Source organism: Chitinimonas prasina (assembly GCF_030160395.1).
GTDB lineage: Bacteria > Pseudomonadota > Gammaproteobacteria > Burkholderiales > Chitinimonadaceae > Chitinimonas > Chitinimonas prasina.
Window position 1 is genome coordinate 276,839 of record NZ_BSOG01000005.1, and the last position, 21,532, is coordinate 298,370.

The window sequence follows — 21,532 nt, forward strand, 5'->3', positions numbered from 1 at the left end:
CCTGCTTGTGTGGTGCGGGCGCTAAGCGCGCTGCGCCACCTTATGGTGCGGCGCTGATCATGCTCGCTTGTACGCGACGATGGCCGACAAACCCAAGGCCTGCCAGTAGCAAGCGCCCGCTGTCAGCCCTGCTTGCGCCAGCAGCGCCGCGCGACGTTGGGCCGATACCGGATAGACATGCTGGTCCAGGTGCGAGAAATCCAGCTCCACCTGATCAGGCCGGTCACGCGTTGCGTCCTGCTGCCTGCGCCACACCCTGAACATCGCCTCGCATTCAGCCTCGCCGCGCTGCCCCACCCAATCCGCCAACAACAGCACACCGCCTGGCCGTAAGGCCATGGCCAGCGCGTGCAGATAGCGATCCTTGCTACCATCATCTGGCAGGAAGTGCATCACCAGCAAAGAAGTGACTGCATCGTAGCCCTCTGCCAAGGCCATACTATCGGGGCGCCCCTGCAGCAGCTTGATGCGCTGCGCTATGCCTGCCTCGCGACATTTGGCCAGCGCCACTGCATGCATCTCTTCGCTCGGGTCCACCCCATCGATCAGCCAATCCGCCCTCATCTGGGCGTAACGCAGGACTTCCTCACCACTGCCGCTACCTGAAACCAGAATATGCGCCTTTGCAGGTAATTGCTCGGCCAACACATGGGTAGACAGCATATGCAAGGCCTCGTAGCCAGGGATCAACTGCCGTATCTTGCGGTCGTAGGCGGCAGCATGGCGTGCGTCATAACGCACGCCTTGTTCACTCGGGGTATTCATCGCATTGCAGCTCATCAAGGCCAGGATGCCCACAGTGTGCCAGATAGACCAAGCGCTGAATCATTCCCCCCAAGCAGTGCTCGCTTGGTTATTCAGTCGCCATCTGGCCCAACTTCAACAGGGCCGCCCTGGCTGCCGGCAATTGCAGTTGCCAATCATCGGGCAGCGTGCACAAGAGTTGCTCCAGCGCCCTTGCTGCCAGCGTCACGTCACGACGACCAAACAAGCTACCCGCCCCCGCCAGGCCGTGGGCCAGCGAAATCGCTGCACCCAGCGCCGCCTCATCTCCAGCCTGCCAACGCAGCAGTTGGGCATCCACCTTGGCCACCTCAGCGGCCAGGTTCTGTACAAACTGCAAACGCAGGGAGTGCAATGCCGACTCCAGTTTCTGTCTTTCAGGAGCCATGCTCATTGCGATTGCCCCGACCAAAGCCGCTCCAGCTCGCCGCCTAGCGTCATAGGGTCGAACGGTTTGGCTATCACGCCCAAGGCGCCCTGAGACTTGAGCACCGCCACCTCAGCAGGCTGCACCTTGGCGGTCATGAAAATCGCCGGCAGCCGTTCAAATCCAAATTGTTCGCGCAAGTGCTGCAAGGTGGTGGGGCCATCCATGCCGGGCATCATGACATCCAGCAGTGCCAGTTGCGGACGAAAGCGCTGCAGTGCCGCCATGGCCGCCCTGCCCGAATCACAAACTTCCACCTGATAGCCCCCCACCAGTTCCAGCGCCAGCTTGACGACGGTCTGGATGGAAGGGTCATCCTCCACGTACAGGATGCGCTGCAAGGGCATGTTCATGGTGTGTCTTCCTGCCCACGGCGCCGCCGCAGTTTCTGATTGATCAAGTCGGCAATGGACTCCACGCTGCCATCCTTGGGTAGGCGATGCAGCGCCCCCGTCAGGCCGGTGTCCAGCGCCGCATCAGAAGTGTGCAAGACAATCTCCGGGCGCATTGGCAAGCCATACAACAGAGGCAGCAATGCTAGTCCATCGCCATCTGGTAATGCCGGGTCCATCAGCACCAGGTCATAATCACGGCGGCACAGCATATGGCGTGCTGCCGTCAGAGTATTGGCACTGTCCAAAGCCACACCCTGCGGCAGGACTGCACCCAACTGGGTTTGCAGTCCCACATCATGGTCAATCAGCAATACCTGGGCCGAGCGCAAACCCACCAGCACACGGCGCAAGCCCGCCAACAATTGCTGGGGTTCCAAGGGCCAGGGCAGGCGGGCATCTACTGGCATTGCCGTTGGGGTATCGCCAAGCAAGAGGATGGCCCTGGCCTGGTGGTCTCGGGACATGATCTGCTCCAGCCGCCCCTCGCCACCGCTAACCGCACGCGGCCCCACCAAGGCCACGCCAAAGCGTCCGCTTTCCCAACGCAGTAGCGCCTCATTGGCCTCGTACACCAGTTCCACCGGGAAACCCGCCTCCACCAGCGGTCGCGCCAGGTGTGCAGCGCAGCTTTCATCCTGTTCCAACAGCAGTATCCGGGGCACCAGCGAGGGCGGCCGCATATCTGCAGGCCCAGTCGGCAAGCCCTGCAAAGGCAGGCTCAGCCAGAAACAACTGCCCGCCCCTTCACTGCTGTCGCAGCCGATTTCTCCATGCATCTGCGCCATCAGCGACTTGCATATCGCCAACCCCAGGCCAGTGCCGTCGCGACGCCGGGCGTCGGTGGAATCCGCCTGACTGAAGCGCTCGAACAGTTTGTCTCGAAACGCTGGCGCAATGCCCGGGCCGTGGTCGCAGACCTCGATACGCAAGCGCGTGCCATCGCGAATAACGGAGACTTCCACCCCGCCGCCAGAGTGCGAGAACTTGATGGCGTTCGACAGCAGGTTGGCCATTACCTGACCAAAGCGATCAACATCAACCTCCACCAACGCACCATAGACCTGACCAAAACACTGCAGTCTTACACCATGGTGGTCGGCATAGCCCTGATTATCGGCCAGCGCCTGCTCCAGCAGCGGCATAACCTCGGTGCATTGCACGCGCAGGGTCAATTGGCCAGCATCGATGCGTTCGATGTCCAGAATATCGTTGATCAACCGCACCAGTCGTTCGGCATTCTGCAGGGCAATCTTGACCAATTCATTGGCGCGCTCCGGTAACGCACCGCCTATCCCGCCTGCCACCAGGCCCAACGAACCACGGATGGAGGTGAGTGGGGTACGTAGCTCATGGCTGACGATGGAGACAAACTCGCGCTTGAGCTTGTCCACCTTATGGAATTCCGAGAGATCATGCGCCACACCCAGGTAGCCATCGATTTCCCCAAGTTCATCTCGCAGTGGCGTCACCGAGAGCAGTACCGGAATGCGCTGGCCATCCTTACGGATATAGCTCCACTCCCTCTCTTCCACGCCCTCAAGACGTGCCTTGGCTACGAATACCTCAAACCCGACCGGTATAGGCTCGCCCAACTCAACAGACAACGCCGCCGCCCGAGCCACTACCTCCTGCAGGTCATGAAACCGGGCCGGTGTCGCCTTGCCCACCATTTCGGCAGCAGAAAACCCCAGCATCTGCTCGGCACCTCGGTTGAAACTGCGTATCAAACCACTACGGTCGGTCGAGACAATGGAATACGCCGTACCATCCAGCACTGCTTTCTGCAGGGACAAGGTCTCGCGCAGTAACTGCTCATGCTCGCGCCGGGCAGTAATATCTTCAATAGAACCGACATAAGCCCCCTGTGCCGCTTGCGAGGGAGAATATTCCGCGCGGTTGCTGACCCAAAGCATGCGTCCATCGGGGCATAGGCAGCGATACTCCATGGCAAATGGCTCACCCCGCTCAACAGCTTGCTGCCAGGAACGGCTAACCGCCTCGCGGTCGTCCTGATGCAGCAACATGATCCATGCCTGACCCACTAGACGAACCGCCTGCACACCCAGCAATTGGGTATAGGCTGGGTTCACATAGCTAAGTAAGCCAGAGGGATCAGACACATATAACCCCACTGGCGAGGCCACATCAATCAAGCGAAGCCGCTGCGTGGTTCCCACCAGCTCTGCCTCAGCCATCCGCCGTTTAGCCTCCTGTGTGGCAAGGCGAAGCATCAGCCACCCTGCGCCAACTAAAAGTAGGCTCGTCGCCGCCACGAGTGCAAGGGCAGTATGTCGCCACGCTTCGAAAGCCGAAGCCTCGTCGCGGGACGCCGCAATCACAAAAGGGTAGTCTCCGACACGCTGTGCAAACACCAACCGTCGCTGATTGTCCACCCTGCTATCCAGCAGGGCGAAACCATGCCCCATTTCATCCAACAACTCAGTGAATATCGGGTCGTTACTGAAAGAAAGGCCTATAGAGTTGGCGCTCTGCGGCCATCTGGCCAGCAAGATCCCATCAGCGCGAAACAAGGAAACTGCAGTACCCTCGCCCAGCTCGATACCCTTATAAAACTGTTGCACTACGCTAGGATCAATCACCGCAGCAACAATGCCATCAAATTGGCCATCTGCGTCCTCCATGCGCAAGGACAGCGCCACCCCCCACTGCCCGTCTACCCTTGACTGACGGGGTTCGGCCACATGCAGCTTGTTCGAAGCATGGAGCAGATGCGCGCGGAAACTGGAGGTATCCGATATCGCCACCTGGGGCGAAGGTGTAAGCGAGTGGCCGATGACATCAGAACCAGCGGTCGCAAGCGCCATCGATCGAATTTGCGGCACACCAGCAATACGCTGGCGAAAGTGTTCATGCAAGTAGGCCGGAGTCTGTACTTCGCCCGCCTGCTTAGCCCGCATCAGACCCTCACGGGTATCTCGCAACACAATATCCACACTGCGTATCATGTCGCGCGCCTGCCCCACCAGCGAATGGCCTAGATTCGTCAATTCGCGCTCAGACTGCGCCAAGGCTTTTTGATGCAATAGATATAGTAATCCCGCGAGACCGACCATCATGGTCATTGCCAACACGCAATACATCAATGCGAAGCGGCGAACCACCGCGTGACGCCACATGCTATTTGGAATGGCAAGCTGCGCCGCGCTGGGAAGAGTAAGTTCGCTCATTAGCAAAGGCTGCTGCAAAACCATCTGAATGTCAGCTAGGCAAGCACCTAGTTGCCCGCTTGTCGATCAACGTCCGCCCACCAGCCCCATCCTGGCGGCGTAGCGAGCCAAGCCCGGAATATCCCTGATCCCCAGGCGCTCGCTGAGCTTGGCACGATGAAACTCCACGGTCTTTGGGCTCACATTCATGGCTCGAGCGATCTGCTTGAGCGTCAAACCATCGGCCAGGCCCCGAAGCACTTCGATCTGCCTGGACGTCAGCAAAGGCTCCTCACTGCCCTCCAGTGCTTGATGTATGGCTACCGGTAGGCTTGGGCTCACGTAACGCTCACCCCGCATCACGGTTTGCAAGGCGACCGCCAGGTCGTCCAGCAGAAAATCCTTGAGCAAATAGCCATCCGCCCCCGCCCGTAGCGCCTGTATCACCGCCTCCTTGTCCGATAGGCCAGAGAGATACAGCAGGCGCACACCCGGCAGGCTGACCGCAACCCGCAGCACCACCTCAATACCAGACAGGCCGGGCATGGCGATATCTACCAAGGCAAGATCCGGCTTCAGCGCTAAGACGGCGGCCACTGCCGCTATGCCTTCGTCCACCTCAGCTACCACCTCGTGGCCGAGTTCCTCCACCAAAGTGCGTATGCCTTTGCGCACCAGCAAGTGGTCATCGGCGATCACTACCCTGTATCGCTGTGTTTTGGCTTCCTGCATAGCCGCCCTATTGGTTTGTCATAACCCGGATGACCGCGCACTAGGCATCGACCTAGTTACCCAGACACAAGCTGCCGAGCAGAATGCACCGCATGCACACCCTCATCAGATCCAGCCGCGATGCACCGGAGCAATCCATGATCAAGCATGTCCCCAGTCAGGAGCTGAAAGTCGGCATGTATGTGCATGATCTGGGCGTAGATTGGTCAGCCCATCCATTCATACGCTCGCAGTTCAGGCTGGAGAACGAACACGATATACAAACCATCTTAGCCTGTGGAATACGCACTGTTGCGGTAGATACCGAACTGGGGCTGGATGCCCCTCATGCACAAACCGATGAAGAGCTGAAGCGGCAGCTGGACCAGGAGATGCTGGCCGTGGCGCAGGCCAAGCCTGCTTTCGTGCAGCAGGTATCACTACAGGAAGAGGTAGCCCGCGCCCGCAACCTACGCGGCCAAGCCACCCGGCTGGTCAAGAACGTGATGCGCGATGCCCGCCTGGGCCACGCCATACGGCTGGAAGAAGTCGAACACATGGTGACCGCGCTGACAGAATCCATGCTGCGTAACCCCGGCGCCCTGATTGGGCTAGCGCATGTCAAGCACCAAGACGAATACACTTTCCTGCACTCGGTCAGCGTGGGCACGCTGATGATCGCTTTTACCTTGTCGGCGGGATTCGACATGCAAACCGTGCACCAGGCTGGCCTGGGTGGGCTGCTCCACGACACCGGCAAGGCCTTGGTGCCAGACGACATACTGAACAAGCCCGGGCAGCTCACCGATGAGGAGTTCACCATCATCAAACGCCATCCCATGGATGGTTTTGAACAGCTGCGGCAAAGTGAGGGGATAGATGAAATCCCGTTGGATATCACCTTGCACCATCACGAGCGCATTGATGGTTCGGGCTACCCACATAGATTGAGCGCAGACAACATCAGCACCCTGGCACGCATGGCTGCCATAGTCGATGTCTACGACGCCATCACTGCTGACCGTTGCTACCACAAGGGCATGCCCCCCAACGAGGCGCTGCGCAAGATATTCGAGTGGAGCAAGACTCGCCTTGACCCCGATCTGGTCAAGGCCTTCACCCGTTGCATCGGCATCTACCCGGTCGGCACTCTGGTGCTGCTGGAAAGCGGCCGGCTGGGTATCGTGGTGGAACACCATCCCGACAGCCTGCTGCAACCCAAGCTCAAGGTGATCTACGATACCCAGAAGCGGCATTACCTCACACCGCAGATTATCGACCTGTCGCGCCCCATGGGCCGCGGTGGCGCCGACTCCATTACCGGACACGAAAAAGCAGAGAAGTGGGGCATCGACCTCGCCAGGTTCAACTGACACTCCTCCCGGGAAGTAACAAGGAAGCCATCATGTACTCCACGCTGCTACGCCCTGCCATCAAACTTTCACGAGCGCTCAGTTATCGGCGCAAATTCCTGCTGATCTTTCTGGTTTCGGTGCTGCCCGGCTTGTTCCTTCTGATCAGTGCCGCCATAGACAGTTATGCCGACATACAGCGCGACCAGGCTGAGCTGGCAGGCGCCGAATATGTCAAGACGCTCACACCCCTAGCTAACGCCATAGCGAGCCACCGTGGTGCAACCACAACCTATCTGAATGGCGACAACTCGCTAGAAAGCGTAGCGCGTGATTCTGCGGTAGAGGCAGACGCCGTGCTAGCCAAGTTGGCCGCGCAGGAAAAACTCATGCATGCCGATCAATGGAAGAATAAGGTCAACGCCATCACTAGCAACTGGCAGCAACTCAAGGTGGATTGGCGCAGCAAGAGTGCCTCCGTGAACTTTGAAGCGCATACCCGCCTGATCGCCCTGATCAACGAGTATCGCCACCATGTCGCAGGTGACACGGGGCTGTTGCTGGACCCACAGGCCGATGCCTACTACCTTATTGTGACCATGGTGGACCAGCTACCTCAACTTCGGGAGCGGCTGGCTCAAACCCGAGGCTTGCTTGCTTCCATGGCCGCCAAAGGGGTAGACGGAAGCACTCTGGGCAAATTGGATACCTTGTTGAATCACGACGTGGTTTCGAACATCGATCGCATCGACAACGATATCGAGCTCATTGAGGACTTCCACCCCGAGCTGAGCACCAAGGTCAATGCAAGATGGGAACCCACCAGGCAAGTCATTACCGCGTTGCGAGAGGAATTAAGCAAGCAAGTGCTGCAAACCGGCACCTTGGGTCAGGATGCATCGGGCTACTTCAGGAAGATCAGCAACATGCTGGCTGAGATGGATAGCTTCGAGACCCTGATGTACGAGCAAGTCGTACATGATGGCTTGTCGAAACGGCTTGCCTATGAGAAAAAGATGTTCGTCGCCCAGATTTCAGTCGCCCTGACCGTGCTGCTGCTGGTTGGCTGGCTGATCGCGGGTTTCGCCCGCGACCTCACCTTGCGAGCCGAGGCGCTCGAGGCAGACATGGCACGCCTGTCAGATGGTGATTTCACTGCACTGCCAGCGGTCAAGGGCAACGACGAAATGAGCCATATCGCCCACAGTGCCGGCAAGCTGGCGGCGAAGCTGGGCAGCGCCATGCGCGATATCCAGGCCAGTGCCCGCGAACTGATGGCAGCAGCCAGCAATGTGGCAAGCATCAGCACCCAGGTAGCCAGCTCCACCAGTGAACAAAGCAATGCTGCAGCGGCCATGGCTGCAGCGGTAGAGGAGCTGACCGTCAGCATCAGCCATATGTCAGGCAATGCGGACGATGCACACCGGCTTTCCACCGATTCAGGCAAGGCTTCCAGCGAAGGTGGCTCGGTGATCAACCAGACTGTGGAGAGCATGGAGCAGATCGCGCAAGCCGTGCGCAGCGCCTCCAGCAATGTCAGCGCTTTAGGCAAGGACGCCGAGGCCATCAGCGGCATCGTGAGTGTCATCAAAGATATTGCCGACCAGACCAATCTACTGGCACTGAATGCCGCCATCGAGGCAGCTCGCGCAGGCGAAACCGGCCGAGGCTTTGCCGTGGTGGCCGACGAGGTACGCAAACTGGCAGAACGCACCACGGCCTCCACCAAGCAGATAGGCGAAATGGTGACACGCATCCAACAAGGCACACAGGGCGTTGTGGACGGCATGGGTGAAGGCGTAAGCAAAGTGGAGAGTGGCGTGGACTTGGCCAGCCAAGCTGGATCGGCCATCGCTCAGATACGGGAGGGATCGGCTCGTGTGGTCGAGGTTGTCAGCGAGATTACCGCCTCACTGAAAGAGCAATCATCGGTTGCGCATGAAGTAGCGGGCAAGGTCGAGACCATCGCCCAGATGTCTGAGCAGAATACCCAGGCAGCGGAATCATCAGCAGCAACAGCCGAGCAATTGCGCGGCCTGGCCATGGGCCTGGAACAAAAAGTCTCGACCTTCCGTTTCAATGAGGCCTGAACATGCGCCAAGCAAACTATGCCGACGCAGCGGCGGTCGATACCGCGGCACCCGAGGCTGCGGCAGCCACCACAATGTTGGAAGCCCCCATGACGCCGGAGGCGGCCATACACAAGCTCAATACCCTGGTTTGTGAGCTGGCCGAAATGAACAAGCAACTGTCTATCGACATACTGATGCTGCGGCGCGAGGCCGATGCCGACCTCGCCATCATCAGCGCCCTGATACTGACACACCCAGACGCCGAGAACCTGACCCGGGCTTGGGAGCAGTTCACGTCAGTCACCCGTGCCGAGAGCCTGATTTTCTCGGCACGGCACTCACGCGGTGCCCATGAGTTCGTGCAATTGGCTGGCAAGACTTTTGAGGGCCGAATCCGCTACTGGCGCCGCGTACTCGATGCCCGCGCCGGGCTGGATCAAGACGCCTGATCCATTCGGCACAAAGCCATTAGCCCAGCTCGAACAAGGCATGGCTATCACTGCTCAACTTTGCCGGAGTCGCATCCAACTGCCGGTGCACCAGTTCCCCCAGCCGCCGGAGCCTGGTCTCGACCCGGTCCGACCACGGCTCCCCCGCGCACAGGCGCAGATAGTTGCGGTAGGCATGGCGGGCAGAAAACAACGGGCCGGGGGCGAAACTGATTCCTTCATCAGCCGACTGCCGCAGCAAGGCCGTGCTGTCTGCACCCTGGGGTAGCTCCACCCAGCACAGATAGCCGCCCTTGGGCTGGGTCCAGCGGGTGCCTGCCGGGAAATACCTGTCCAGCCCGTCATTCAACCTGGCCAGCTGGTTATTGCACAGCTTGCGCAGGCGCCGCATATGGTGATCGTAGCCGCCGCTTTCCAGAAAACGCGCCAGCGTCGCCTGGGTAATGGCTGGGGTAGAGAAGGTATTGATGTACTTCAGTATTTCTACCCTGGAGCGGTAGCGGCCAGGGGCTATCCAGCCCACCCGCATACCGGGTGCCACCAGCTTGGTATAGCTGGCCACGTACAGCACATTGCCGGTTTCATCAAACGCTTTGGCCGGCCTGGGTCGTTCGCGCCCCTGGTAGAACTCGCCATAGATATCGTCCTCGATCAGCGGCACCTGCCGCTCGGCCAGCAGGCGCACCAACTGCTGCTTGGCCGTATCGCTCATCAGGCTGCCGGTGGGGTTGCTGAAGTTGGGCATCAGCACGCAGGCCGCCACACCGCCATCGCGGGTCGCCAGCTCCAGCGCGGGCAAGGAGATGCCATGCTCGGGATCGGTGGGTATCTCCAGGGCCTTGAGCCCCATGGACTCGAACAACTGCAGCAGCCCGAAATAGGTGGGCGACTCCACCGCCACCACGTCACCTGGCTGGGTGGTGGCCCGCAGCGCCAGATTGAGCGCCTCTATGCCGCCCGCCGTAATCTGCACGTCATCGGCACTGAGCCGTCCGCCCCATTCCATGGCATGCCGTGCCACTTGGCGCCGCAGTACTTCCAGTCCACGGGTGCCACCGTACTCCGACAGCAAGGTGGGCGAACGCCTCAATGCCTCATTCATCAGCTTCTGTAGCTGGCTGTTGGGAAAGCATTCCGGCGCCATCACTGCGTAGCAAAAGCCATGCTGCTTGCCGCGCGTCAGTTGCAGGTAGTCCCACAGGCGCCGGTTGACCGTCACGGCAGCAGGTTCGGTAGAGGGGCGCGAGGTGGGTGGAGGCTCAACCAGCTTGTGCCGCACGAAAAAGCCAGATTGAGGCCTTGCTTCGATCAGCCCCCGGTCTTCCAGCAGGCGAAAAGCCTCGGTGACGGTTGACAGGCTGACGCCACGCTTGTCGCGTAGCTCCCGCAGGCTGGGGAGCTTGTCACCGGCACGCAAGGTGCCCGTCGCCATCTGCGCAGCAATTTCGTCTGCCAGGGCGACATAGAGGGTTGCGGCTCGCTCGTTGGACATGGCGCGCATCCTTGGATGGTGGAGAAGCATATTGCACCGCAGCATCCCAACCGCCAAGAAACAGTTGCCACCGAAATACACCATGACAGTTGGCGACTGCCCGGCACTGACACGGTAAAAACCAGCACAGTCTGGCTCTAAAAAGACTTGCCCAGGCGGCGTACGCTGGCCTCACCTGGCAAAAGCCGGGTTAACCCGGAGAACCACCATGTCGCAACACCATACCCTACAAGCCGACTCCCTACTGACCCTGCCTGCCCGCCGCGGCGCCTGCCTGTGGGTGGAGAGCGGCACCGTCTGGTTCACCGCCGACGGTGCCGATGTGGTGCTGGCGGCTGGCCAACGCTACTGGATAGAAGAAGACGAACCGCTGCTGTTGCAAGCCATGCACCCCAGCCGTGTGCGCTTGACCGAGCCCCTGCGCACCGCCTCCGCCATCAGCGGCCTGGAAAGATTGCGCCGTTACCTGCAAAATGCATTAAGTCAAGGCTGAATCTTGCCACTGTCATTTTTTGCTGCTGCCCGGCTAGAATGGGGGTTGTCTGCAATGATGCTGGACAACATCTACCTAACCAGGGAGGAAGTAATGGATCAATCGAATCCGTATGCAGCCAGCACGGTTGCTTTGGACACCCCAGCCGGCCAGCAGGTTCTGGCTGACCGTGGCGCCCGCCTTATTGCCGTCCTCATTGATGGTTTTGCCGTTCTGGCCTGCATGCTGCCTTTTGGCTTGGCGTTTATGGTTGGCGACGGCACCGGTGCTGTGGCTGGTATCGCCGGCGGCATCTCCGGCCTGGCCGTCATTGGCCTAGTGATCTACCAACTGATGATGTTGCATCGCCAGGGCCAGACCATAGGCAAGCGCGCCATGAAGGTACGCATCGTGCGCACCGATGGCAGCCATTGCGGTATCGGCCGACTGATTGCACTGCGCTGGTTGGTTCCCGCCCTTATCGGCGCCATCCCTCTGGTTGGTGGCCTGTTCAGCCTGCTGGATCCACTGATGATCTTCCGCGAAAACCGTCTGTGCCTGCACGACAACATCGCTGACACCAAGGTAGTACAAGCCTGATGCTGGATGGGCGTCTTGCCCTGCTGACGCCAGAGGGCATACGCCTTTCGCTCACGCCTGCCGGGCCGGTCAGGCGTGCTTTCGCCTGGACGATTGATTTCGTGCTGTGGCTGATCGCCGTATTCGTGATCGCGATCGCCATACGGTTTGCCATGGGCGATAGCAATCTGGGCGAAGGCTTGTTTCTGGTGGTGTTGTTCCTCAGCTACTGGGGCTACCCGATACTGTGCGAAGTCTATGCAGGCGGCAAAACCCTGGGCAAGCGCTGGATGGGGCTGGAAGTCGTCCGTGAGGACGGCTTGCCAGTAGGCTGGCGCGAATCCTCGCTGCGCAACCTGCTGCTGGTCGCCGATTTCCTGCCCATGATGTATGCCACCGGCCTGCTCTGCATGCTGTTTGACCACCGGTTCCGCCGCCTTGGCGATCTGGTTGCCGGCACGCTGGTGATCTACAGCCCCAAGACCCGCGCCCGCAAGGCTGCGCAGTCTGGTGAGGCGCACCCGCTGCCCTTCCCCCTGACGCCCGAACAACAACGCGCCCTGATCGACCTGGTCGAGCGTGCCGAGCACTTGCCGCCTTCGCGCTGTCTTGAGCTGGCCGACCTGGCAGAACCCCTTACCGGCCTGCGCGGCGAAGCCTCTCTGGCCCGCCTGCGCGCCTATGTTGCTGGATTGACCCGATGAAGCAGGCCCTGTTCGAAGCCCAGCACGAAGCCTTGTGGCAGCGTGTCGCCACCCTGCTGGCTGACAAGCAGCCCAGCAATGAAACCCAGTTGCCTGCACTCTACCGCCAGCTCTGCCAGAGCATGGCACTGGCCAGGCAGCGCGGCTACTCGCCCCTGCTGACCGAACACCTGCATGGCCTGGTACTGGCCATGCATCGCAAACTCTACGGCACGCCGCTGGAGCGACCCATGACCCTGCGCCGCTGGCTGGGCGTGGAGTTCCCCCGCCGTGTGCGGCAGGAATGGCGGCTCGTACTGCTGGTCTGCCTGGCCTTCTGGGGCGTTGCCGCAGCGGTAGGCCTGCTGGTCTGGTTCCAGCCGCATTGGGCCTATAGCTGGATGGACTGGCAGGAGCTGACCCGCTACGAGGCCATGTATAGTCCAAGCAAGGAGCACATTGGCCGCGATGGCAGCGACGACGATGTGATGATGTTCGGCTTTTATATCTGGAACAACGTCTCCATCTGCTTCCGCACCTTTGCCGGCGGCCTGTTCGGCGGCATACCCGCGTTGTTCAGCCTGGTATTCAATGGCATGCATTTTGGCGTGATCGCCGCCTGGCTCAGCCGCGACCCGGCGGTGGCCGAGGTGTTTTGGTCCTTTGTCATCACCCATGCCAGCTTCGAGATCACCGGCCTGCTGTTGTCCGGCGTGGCCGGCCTGCGGCTGGGCCTGACCCTGATACGGCCAGGACGCCTGAGCCGCCGCCACGCGTTGATCAGCGCCAGCCGCCATATTTTCCCGGTACTGGTGGGTGCAGCCCTGCTGACGGCTCTGGCAGCCTTCTTCGAAGGCTTCTGGTCAGCCTCCAGCCTGATCCCCCCCACGACCAAATTCATTGTCGGTGGCATCTGCTGGGCCCTGGTCATTGGCTTCTTCGTGTTTGCCGGACGGGGGCAGCATGAGGCTTGATCGACTGCAGCTTGATCTGCGGCCCCGCTCGCACAGCCAGGCGCTGGACCTGGGCGTGGCATTGCTGCGGCAGTCGTATTTCACCTGCTACGCCACCTGGCTGGCCTTATGGCTGCCCTTGAACCTGCTCTGTGGTCTGCTGGCCTGGCAGTATCAGGATTGGGCTTTTTTCTTTCTGGTCATCCCCTGGTGGCTGCGCCCCCTGCTGGAGCGTGTCATCGTCCTGGTGCTGTCGCGTGCCGTATTCGGTCAGCAACTGAGCTGGTGGCAGGCCCTGCGCGCCTGGCCCAAGGAGTTAGGCGGTGGCTGGTTCCGCGTGCTGACCTGGTGGCGGCTCTTTATGCCGGGTCGTGGCCTGTACCAACCCATCTGGCAGTTGGAGCAAGCCCGTGGCCGCTTTGCCGCTGATCGCCGGCGCGTATTGGGCCGAGATGGCGCCGGTCCTGCCGCCTACTGGTTTGGCATCGCCTGCGTTCACTTTGAGGCTGTGCTCCAGATAGGCCTGATCTCGCTGATTGGCCTGTTTACCGCACCGCCCGATGCCATGAACCCGCTGTGGATGCTGTTCGATCAGGAAATCGCCCAGTCACAGCCGGTTTTCCTGATGAGCCTGGCCTGCTATGCCATCGCCGTTGGTGTCATGGCGCCCATCTACACGGCCTGCTGCTTCACACTCTACCTGAACCGCCGGGCCGAACTAGAAGCCTGGGATATCGAAATCATCCTGCGCCGCCTGGCACAGGAGCGCCAGGGCAGCAAATCAATCAAGCTTCCCACAGTAGGCCATACCCTGGCCGTGCTGCTGGCGGTTATGCTTATCCTGCCACAAGCCGTACAGGCAGCACCCCAGTGCGAACCGCCCGAAGACAAAAAGGTGGAAGCCGACCTGATAGCCAGGCAGCGCACTCCCGCGCAATCTGCCGAACAACAGGCCATACGTACGGAACTGGACAAGGTTTATACCCACGACGACCTGCGCGGCTACCGCTGTGTGCAAACCTGGACGGCCAAGAACAAGACGCCTAAGGAACCGGAAAAGGAAGACAAGGACGAGGAGGACAAGGGCAAGCGCAGTGAGAAGGTGCCCGATTGGGCGGCCGACCTGACCAAGGCCATCCTCATACTCGGCGCTATCGCCCTGGTCGCCTGGCTGCTCTACCGCTACCGCGACCGCATAGTCGGCGCCTTCCAGCAGGCAGAGACCCGCAAGCTGCCCGGCGAGGTGGCCGGCATGGACATACGACCGGAATCCCTGCCCGATGACATTCCTACCGCCGTCAGGAAACTGTGGGCAGAAGGACAGCAACGCAACGCGCTGGGCCTGCTCTATCGTGCCACCTTGTCGCGGCTGGTACACCAGTACGCATTAGCACTGACCCAGGGCGCCACCGAGGGTGACTGCGTGAAGCTGGCGCAGCAAGCCCATCAGCAAGGCGAACTACCCGCCGATACCCTGGCGCTGACCCAGGACATCACCCGCATCTGGCTGGCTGCAGCCTATGCGCAGCAATGGCCATCCGATGCAGCGCTTGATAGCAGCTGCAGCCGCTGGCAACAAACGTTTGGCGGTGCCGCATGAACGCCCCACAACGCAATCAGGTCTTGCTGACCGTGCTATCGCTGATGCTCTGCGCCGTCAGCGTCTGGGCCTGGTTTCACTATATGGAACGCACCTGGCAGAGCAGCCACTATCGCAGCGAAGCGGCCCTCAGCAACCCCATGCTGGCCGCTGAGCGCCTGCTTACCGCCAGGGGCCAGAAGGTAGTGGTGCACAACAACCTGACTGGCGCCCTGCGCCGGACTCCGGATGCAGGCGTCATCCTGGTGGCCAACAACGTCAATGTGATGACGCCCGCCCAGGCCCAACAACTGCTGGCATGGGTGGCCAAGGGTGGCGTGCTGATCAACACGGCGGACACACGGGCCAACTCCGAAGCCAATGCCAGCGAGGTCGCACCGCTGAGCACGCAGTTTGATACCTGGCTGGAATTCACTGATAGCGACGATGAAGACGCTGCCCAAGCGGCGGAGCCCACCGAGGCAGACAGCGCAGCCGAAACAACAGCGGAGACGCCAGCCGAGGCCGCCCCCAGCGATGATGGCGAAACCGGTGAGCCGACCATAACGGATAACGCTGCCGCACCGCCCGAGGCGGCGGCTGACACCGCTGAGCCTGCGACGGACGACAGCGAGCCCGCCCCGGAAGAGGCCGAAGCACCCGCGCCAGCCGCTGCGCCCAAAGCCAAGCTGCCCCGCAATATGGTGGAGCTGCAGCTGCCCGGCCTGCCCTACCCACTGCGCATGGCCCGCCAGGGTGGTTATCTGGACTGGGGTGGTGATGCCCCTGAGCCCGAATGGGGCGATACCGACGGCGAACATATACGTGCCTACCGCCACGGCAAGGGGCAGGTGATCTTGCTCAGCCACATGCCGTTTGCCAACGACAACCTGCGTGAAGCCGACCACGGCGAACTGCTGGTAGCGTTGGCCAGCCATGGCAACGCCGACAAGCCGTTCTGGATCGTGCAGGGCCTGGACATGCCCACCTGGCAGGAAGCCCTGTGGGCCTACGTGCCGCTGGGCCTGATTAGCCTGGGGCTGGCCCTGTTGCTTTGGTTGTGGTCTGCCGTCATGCGGTTCGGCCCGCTGCTGCCCGACCCTCAGACCGACCGCCGTGCACTGATGGAGCATATCGACGCCAGCGGCCGCTGGCTATGGCATGCCCGCAATGGCCGTGTCACCTTGCTGCAGGCCATGCGCAACGCCACGCTGGCCCAGCTGCTGCGCCGCTCGCCTGATCTGCAACGGCTGCAGCCTGATGCTCTGGCGCAGCACCTGGCCGAACGCCATAAACTGCCATTGGAACTGGTGGAGCTGGCCCTGCACAAGGCACCGGCGAACCATCCCATTGATTTCTTCCGACAAATTCAAACCCTGCAAACCTTGAGAACCAGCCATGAGCGATAGCGCCCCCGTATCCGACCGTTTCACCCAGGCCGTCGAGATCGTCCGCCGCCTCCGCGAGGAGATCAGCCATGCCGTGATCGGCCAGCAGGCCGTTGTAGACCAGATACTGGCCTGCTTCCTCGCCGGTGGCCATGTGCTGCTGGAAGGCGTGCCTGGCCTGGGCAAGACCCTGCTGGTGCGCGCACTGGCCAAGACCTTCTCCGGCGACTTCTCGCGCATCCAGTTCACCCCCGACCTGATGCCGGCCGACGTCATGGGCCATGCCGTGTTCGATCTGAAGAACCAGACCTTCAGCATACGTCGCGGCCCGGTGTTTACCAGCCTGTTGCTGGCCGATGAAATCAACCGCGCCCCAGCCAAGACCCAATCCGCCCTGCTGGAAGTCATGCAGGAACGCCAGGTCACCATCGAAGGCGAGTCGCATACCCTGGCAGCCCCCTTCATGGTGCTGGCCACTCAGAACCCACTGGAGCAGGAAGGCACCTATCCGCTGCCGGAAGCCCAGCTGGACCGCTTCCTGATCAAGATCCTGATCGCCTATCCCAGCGAGACCGAAGAACTGACCATGCTGCGCGCCGTCACCCAGGGCCGCCTGGGCGACAGCCTGGACGTGGCCAACGTCGCCACCCTGATCAAGGCCGACACGGTGGTGGCCCTGCAGCAGCTGGTAGCGCAGATCCGGGTGGATGATGCCGTCGCCGAGTACGCCGTGCGCATCGTGCGCGCCAGCCGCGACTGGCCAGGCCTCGCCATTGGTGCCGGCCCGCGTGGCAGCATCGCGCTGATACGGGTGGCGCGCGCCATGGCCGTGATGGCCGGCCGCGACTTTGTCACCCCCGACGATGTGAAGACCGCAGCCCTGCCAGTATTGCGGCATCGCGTTGCGCTGGCGCCCGAAAGCGAACTGGAAGGCCTGAGCGCCGACCAGTTGCTGGCGAGCCTGTTGGAACAAACGCCCGCCCCCCGCGCATGACGCCCAGCCGTCTATTGATCTGGCTGGTCATTGGCTGGGCCGCACTAGGCCTGGCGGCCGGCCCCTTGCCGCAACTGGCGCTGGTCTGGTGGATAGCCGGCGGCGCCCTGTGCCTGGCGGCGCTGCTCGACGCCATCCTGGGCTGGCGCCCACCCCAGCTGCGGCTGGAGCGGCTGACCAAGCCCATCTGGCCGGTAGGCCATTGGGGCGAGGTCGCCCTGGTACTGCACCACGAAGGCGGCCGCAGCGCCCGGCTAACCCTGTTCGACGGCTACCCAGCCGGCTGGGAGCTGGTGGGCCTGCCCCACCCCACCCGTTTACGGGCAGGCCGGTTTGTCCGCTTCGTCTACCAATTGCGGGCGCCAGAACGCGGCGAGGCGCAGTTTGCACCGGCCCATGTCCAGCTGACCTCACCGCTGTCGCTATGGCAGCGTCGCCTGCGCTTGGGCGAAGCCAGCACCATCAAGGTCTTCCCTGATTTCTCCAAGATCATGGGCCACACCCTGACCGCCACCGACCAGCGCCTGCCCCAGCTGGGCAGCATACGCAAACGGCGGCGCGGCGAAGGCACCGACTTCCGCCAGCTGCGCGAATACCGCCAAGGCGACAGTATGCGCGCCATAGACTGGAAGGCCACCGCCCGCCAGCTCAAGCCCATCAGCCGGGAATACCAGGAGGAGCGCGACCAGCAGGTGGTCTTTCTGCTTGACAGCGGCCGGCGCATGCTGGCCCGCGACGGCGACACCTCGCATTTTGACCATGCCCTCAATGCCGTACTGACCCTATCGTGGGTGGCCCAAAAACAGGGCGACGCCATCGGCCTGATGAGCTTTGGCCAGGAAGAACGTTGGATGGCCCCCCAAAAGGGCCGTGGCGGCCTGGACAGGCTGATCTCGGGGGTATATGACCTGCATGCCGGCGAAGTGGCGCCCGATTACCTGCAGGCCGCGCAACGCCTGCTGGACAGGCTGAAGAAGCGCGCCTTCGTGGTACTGATCACCAATCTGCGCGACGAAGACGACAACGCCATGCGTGAGGCGCACCGCCTGCTCTCGGGCAAGCATCTGGTCATGTGTGCCAGCCTGCGCGAAGCCTCGCTGGACGACACCCAGGCCGCTGCGGTGCCGGATTTCAACGGCGCACTCAGGTTGGCAGCCACCGAGCACTACCTGGCCGAGCGGCGCGAAGCCATCAAGCGCCTGCGCATGCCCGCCCACAGCCTGATCGATGTGACGCCACAAAGGCTGGCCGCCTCGTTGGTGGATCGCTATCTGGCAATCAAGGAGAGTGGGCAGTTGTAGTGGGGATAAGGCCGGCGTTGCTGGCCGCCTCCTGGCTTGGCAGATAATGCTTACGGCAAGCTATGCAGCCTGTTACCAAGGCAGCTGGAGAAATTTCCGCTCGTGCAGCGTTACCCGGATACCCTCTATCCATCACACTAGCCAGCGACAACTGCCACGCCAGTCAACGAGCACTTTGGTTTCTACCAAGGGGCTCCCGCAACGCTGCAAAAGCATGATTACGGGAGCCCTTGATGTAGTTGCCTATCCAGCCCCGCAATAATCAGGGATTCACCACCGCTGGCTCAGCCACCTTGGCCGGTGCCCACTGCCAAGGCCTCAGCGAACCATAGCGCTTGCCCAGGTTGTTACCAAGAGCGCGGAGCGACGAGCCATACATGGGGTTGCTCAGCACAAACCAGCTCCGGCCCCAATTAGCGGCATGCTGTTTGGGTTGGTAGGTGGTGCGGTCGATAAAGTCATTCAGGTCATCGCCCACCAGCATGGCGATACGATAGCGATTTGCCAGCAGCTGCCGGCGCACGCCCTTACCATCCCATTCGGCACGCTGGTACTTGAGCAGCATGTCTGCATTGTCGGGCCGGTAGCCTAGTTCGGCTTCCAGATTGTCCAGGGTAGCCTGCAGTTGCGGGCAGGTCTTGGCCCACCCCTGTGCATCGTAGCCGCCCTGCTTCTCGCAGTTGCGGTTGGTCACATACAGCACCTTGAACCCCATGCGGCGGGCGGCGCTGATGAATGCCTTGGCCCCAGGCACGGCGGTGGCCTTGCGCTCAGCCACCCAGGCATCCCACGACGGTTCGGAGTACGGTAGCCCGCTGGCAACCTGCCAGGCGTTGTAAGGGCTGTTGTCGAGTACGGTCTCGTCGATATCCAGTATCACCGCTGGCGGCAAGCGCTTGTAACCGGCTACTGCCAGTTGTTCAGGCAAGGCGGTAATGGCCTTGCTGCGCTTGAGCCGGGCCAATTGGTCCGTTGCTGCACGGTAGGTCTGTTCGCCATTGGCTTGCGATTCCGCTGCAGCCTGGTACCAGACCACGGCATTCAGTTGCTCCCGTTCCGCCATCGGTGGCTCAGCAGCCTGCAGCGACAACGACGACATAAGGGCGATGGCGCCACACGATAGATACCGGGTCCGCATGTAATGCTCCAAGAAAAGCGGCTAAGCACGCCGTCCGGTATTGACCGGGCCGGCTTCGCAGCAAAAGTGTGAAAAGGGGCGCAGTATAGCCGAAGCCTCTGGCGCATTCAGCACGGCGATGACAGTTGGCGGCGCATCCGGCCATCTGATCTGGCTAGGTGCGGGTCCGGCCACTAAATCCTTGATACCAAGCCGTATTTTCAGCCCCAGGCGCGATCGCCTGGCGGCCGTAGCCAATACCGCATCAGCAAGCCGTCGTAATAACGGCCATCCATCTGCGTATCCCGCTCCAGCACAGCCAGGCGGCTAAAGCCGGCAGCTTCGTAGAGCTTCACTGCGGCGGTATTGTCGGCCCGTACCATCAGGTAAGCGATCTCCAGCAAGCCCTGCGCTCGCGCGGCCTGCAAGGTCGCTGCCAAAAGCAGCCTGCCCACGCCCTTGCCGCGTGCAGCGGGATGCACTCCCATATTCAGGTCTGCCGCATGACGCAGCTTGGCTTGCCGACGGGGCATCAACAGTATGTAGCCCAGCAGGGTATCCGCTTCATGGGCCACCAGCGCCACGGCGCCCGGCATGACCAGCCAGTCCTGCCGCTGCTGTACAAAGGCCTCGAAGTCCGGGAATTTATCCTCGAATGCCTCACTCATGGCATCCGACGTGTCATAGACCTCGCGCATCAGTGCATGAACGGCTGTTGCAGGCCAGCTAGCCAAAGGGGACGTAATGATGGGCGTCATGGAGACTCCGGATTCAGGCAGGCAAGCCGCCAAGCACGCATTGCCAACGCCACTGGCCGCTTGCCTATCGCCTGATGATGTTGCGCACACACGGAATAGCTGGCGATAGGGCTGCCTCACGACATCAAGCGATCCCCGTCCCAAGCCATACACCGGCTTGCGCTGGCGAAGACCGTGATGACAACCGGCCGGTGAACCAAGACCCAGTATGTGCGAACACCTACACTGTCGTCCGATTTCGGCTTAGCCAGTCGAATGACACGGCTTGCCCTAGCTACGCTTTTTCGCCCCAAGCAGACCGACTTGATAGCCAGCCGCTCTCAGCGCCTTGGTCGCCCGCATGCTCAAGGTAATCATGAGTATCAAACTGACTAGGGGAAGTAGCATGGCAATCGCGTAGACAATTCTTGAGAACAGCGAGCCGCCCAAGCCTTTATCCACGCGCACTGCGCCATAGATCGAGACTGCCGCAATCGCGAGGGCCACCACCAACGACAAGACAGGATCCACCTGTGCGCGTAACCCTCCCGTCAATAGGGCAGCAATAAACGTGTAGATCAAGATCCGCTGCCCTGACGCAACAGCATCCATGCGTTCATAGTCTATCGAATCAGGGGCAATCGAATCGGTGATCTGGGACTTGGGTGCAGCGTAGGGATTAGTCATCGGGAAGTATCAATTCAAGGGTATGGCGCGCGGCAACCACGACCAGCCAACGGGGCGGGCAACGCAGCCGCCTCCGCTGCTAGCGGCGCAAAAGAGCCCAATTATACCGATAGCCGTGCAGCATACTGCTTAGATCAGATTGACCCATACCCGCGCCCGCCAGGCTGGCGAGGTGTCACGCGAGGGGGCTACAA

20 protein-coding genes are annotated in these 21,532 nt (G+C 61.3%); 11 read left to right on the forward strand and 9 right to left on the reverse strand.

The window, feature by feature from the left end; all coding sequences use genetic code 11:
• Positions 1-57 precede the first annotated feature (57 nt).
• The 5 genes from QQK16_RS18125 to QQK16_RS18145 all read right to left on the reverse strand — a co-directional run bounded on the left by QQK16_RS18125 (position 58) and on the right by QQK16_RS18145 (position 5,471).
• Entirely contained in the window at positions 58-765 is a 708-nt protein-coding gene (locus tag QQK16_RS18125) for a class I SAM-dependent methyltransferase (protein WP_284197889.1), read from the reverse strand.
• An 88-nt stretch (positions 766-853) separates the two neighbouring features.
• Positions 854-1,171, reverse strand: coding sequence for an Hpt domain-containing protein (locus QQK16_RS18130; RefSeq protein WP_284197890.1), 318 nt, complete (start codon positions 1,169-1,171; stop codon positions 854-856).
• A 2-nt stretch (positions 1,172-1,173) separates the two neighbouring features.
• Complete coding sequence (locus tag QQK16_RS18135; RefSeq protein WP_284197891.1) at positions 1,174-1,563, reverse strand: response regulator; 390 nt, start codon at positions 1,561-1,563, stop codon at positions 1,174-1,176.
• On the reverse strand, positions 1,560-4,682 hold the full coding sequence (locus QQK16_RS18140) for a PAS domain S-box protein (protein WP_284197892.1): 3,123 nt from the start codon (positions 4,680-4,682) through the stop codon (positions 1,560-1,562). Before QQK16_RS18140 ends, QQK16_RS18135 begins: the two co-directional genes overlap by 4 nt.
• A gap of 177 nt (positions 4,683-4,859) precedes the next feature.
• The gene (locus QQK16_RS18145; RefSeq protein WP_284197893.1) at positions 4,860-5,471 is read right to left on the reverse strand and encodes a response regulator; all 612 of its coding nucleotides are present in this window, start codon (positions 5,469-5,471) and stop codon (positions 4,860-4,862) included.
• Positions 5,472-5,596: 125 nt separating this feature from the next.
• Between QQK16_RS18145 and QQK16_RS18150 the strand changes: the two genes are divergently transcribed.
• The 3 genes from QQK16_RS18150 to QQK16_RS18160 are packed head-to-tail and all read left to right on the forward strand — an operon-like array spanning position 5,597 to position 9,356.
• Positions 5,597-6,856, forward strand: coding sequence for an HD-GYP domain-containing protein (locus tag QQK16_RS18150; protein ID WP_284197894.1), 1,260 nt, complete (start codon positions 5,597-5,599; stop codon positions 6,854-6,856).
• A gap of 32 nt (positions 6,857-6,888) precedes the next feature.
• Positions 6,889-8,925: a methyl-accepting chemotaxis protein gene (locus QQK16_RS18155; RefSeq protein WP_284197895.1), complete on the forward strand. Its 2,037-nt coding sequence runs from the start codon at positions 6,889-6,891 to the stop codon at positions 8,923-8,925.
• Positions 8,926-8,927: 2 nt separating this feature from the next.
• Entirely contained in the window at positions 8,928-9,356 is a 429-nt protein-coding gene (locus QQK16_RS18160) for a hypothetical protein (protein ID WP_284197896.1), read from the forward strand.
• 19 nt (positions 9,357-9,375) lie between these two features.
• Here QQK16_RS18160 and QQK16_RS18165 read toward each other — a convergent pair whose 3' ends face one another.
• Positions 9,376-10,848, reverse strand: coding sequence for an aminotransferase-like domain-containing protein (locus QQK16_RS18165; RefSeq protein ID WP_284197897.1), 1,473 nt, complete (start codon positions 10,846-10,848; stop codon positions 9,376-9,378).
• A gap of 208 nt (positions 10,849-11,056) precedes the next feature.
• Between QQK16_RS18165 and QQK16_RS18170 the strand changes: the two genes are divergently transcribed.
• From QQK16_RS18170 to QQK16_RS18205, 8 genes are all read left to right on the forward strand, one after another.
• Positions 11,057-11,341, forward strand: a complete 285-nt coding sequence (locus tag QQK16_RS18170) for a DUF2917 domain-containing protein (RefSeq protein WP_284197898.1) — start codon at positions 11,057-11,059, stop codon at positions 11,339-11,341.
• A 93-nt stretch (positions 11,342-11,434) separates the two neighbouring features.
• A complete protein-coding gene (locus QQK16_RS18175) occupies positions 11,435-11,920 on the forward strand; it encodes an RDD family protein (RefSeq protein ID WP_284197899.1) in 486 nt (161 codons plus the stop codon).
• Positions 11,920-12,603, forward strand: a complete 684-nt coding sequence (locus QQK16_RS18180) for an RDD family protein (protein ID WP_284197900.1) — start codon at positions 11,920-11,922, stop codon at positions 12,601-12,603. The genes QQK16_RS18175 and QQK16_RS18180 overlap by 1 nt, the downstream gene beginning before the upstream one ends.
• Positions 12,600-13,556, forward strand: a complete 957-nt coding sequence (locus QQK16_RS18185) for a stage II sporulation protein M (protein WP_284197901.1) — start codon at positions 12,600-12,602, stop codon at positions 13,554-13,556. The genes QQK16_RS18180 and QQK16_RS18185 overlap by 4 nt, the downstream gene beginning before the upstream one ends.
• Positions 13,546-15,135 carry a hypothetical protein gene (locus QQK16_RS18190; RefSeq protein WP_284197902.1) on the forward strand — a complete coding sequence of 530 codons (1,590 nt, stop codon included), beginning with the start codon at positions 13,546-13,548 and terminating at the stop codon, positions 15,133-15,135. The genes QQK16_RS18185 and QQK16_RS18190 overlap by 11 nt, the downstream gene beginning before the upstream one ends.
• Positions 15,132-16,523 (forward strand): DUF4350 domain-containing protein, encoded by a 1,392-nt coding sequence (locus QQK16_RS18195; protein WP_284197903.1) that lies wholly within the window; start codon positions 15,132-15,134, stop codon positions 16,521-16,523. Before QQK16_RS18190 ends, QQK16_RS18195 begins: the two co-directional genes overlap by 4 nt.
• Positions 16,513-17,496, forward strand: a complete 984-nt coding sequence (locus QQK16_RS18200) for an AAA family ATPase (RefSeq protein WP_284197904.1) — start codon at positions 16,513-16,515, stop codon at positions 17,494-17,496. The genes QQK16_RS18195 and QQK16_RS18200 overlap by 11 nt, the downstream gene beginning before the upstream one ends.
• Positions 17,493-18,797, forward strand: coding sequence for a DUF58 domain-containing protein (locus tag QQK16_RS18205; RefSeq protein WP_284197905.1), 1,305 nt, complete (start codon positions 17,493-17,495; stop codon positions 18,795-18,797). Before QQK16_RS18200 ends, QQK16_RS18205 begins: the two co-directional genes overlap by 4 nt.
• Before the next feature lie 262 nt (positions 18,798-19,059).
• On the opposite strand, the gene QQK16_RS18210 is transcribed toward QQK16_RS18205, so the two are convergent.
• From QQK16_RS18210 to QQK16_RS18220, 3 genes are all read right to left on the reverse strand, one after another.
• A complete protein-coding gene (locus tag QQK16_RS18210) occupies positions 19,060-19,935 on the reverse strand; it encodes a 5'-nucleotidase, lipoprotein e(P4) family (RefSeq protein WP_284197906.1) in 876 nt (291 codons plus the stop codon).
• 200 nt (positions 19,936-20,135) lie between these two features.
• Positions 20,136-20,672 carry a GNAT family N-acetyltransferase gene (locus QQK16_RS18215; protein WP_284197907.1) on the reverse strand — a complete coding sequence of 179 codons (537 nt, stop codon included), beginning with the start codon at positions 20,670-20,672 and terminating at the stop codon, positions 20,136-20,138.
• A gap of 270 nt (positions 20,673-20,942) precedes the next feature.
• Complete coding sequence (locus QQK16_RS18220) at positions 20,943-21,338, reverse strand: hypothetical protein (protein ID WP_284197908.1); 396 nt, start codon at positions 21,336-21,338, stop codon at positions 20,943-20,945.
• Positions 21,339-21,532 lie beyond the last annotated feature (194 nt).